The sequence below is a fragment of the Micromonospora sp. DT4 genome (genome assembly GCF_049841675.1).
In the GTDB taxonomy this organism is placed as follows: domain Bacteria; phylum Actinomycetota; class Actinomycetes; order Mycobacteriales; family Micromonosporaceae; genus Micromonospora.
In genome coordinates, this window is sequence record NZ_JBNCKT010000480.1 from 1 (window position 1) to 268 (window position 268).

1 protein-coding gene is annotated in these 268 nt (G+C 63.8%); it reads left to right on the forward strand.

All coding sequences use genetic code 11. The annotated features are described in order from the left end of the window. On the forward strand, positions 1 to 220 hold a 220-nt coding region (locus tag ACLQ24_RS30610), incomplete at its 5' end, for a hypothetical protein (protein ID WP_425895196.1). Between the last annotated feature and the right edge of the window lie 48 nt (positions 221 to 268).

Consider the following 268-nt stretch of genomic DNA (forward strand, 5'->3'; position numbering starts at 1 on the left):
GCCGCCGCGCATCACGTACCGCAACACCCATACACGGACAACGATCACGGCACCTTTGGGTTACTGGTCAATAAGCGGATACTGGTCGGCACAGAGCACCTACGACGCCAACGTCGGCGAAGCCTTGTCGAGCCCGCTCGAACCGGCTGGTTCCTTCGTCGTCAGCGAAATGCCGGACAGCTCGATCCAGGCGCTAGCCCTGCATTCCGCGCGTGGCTGATCGTGGGTGGGTTTCGGCGTGGCGGGTTCGTCACGAGCGGGGTCGGTG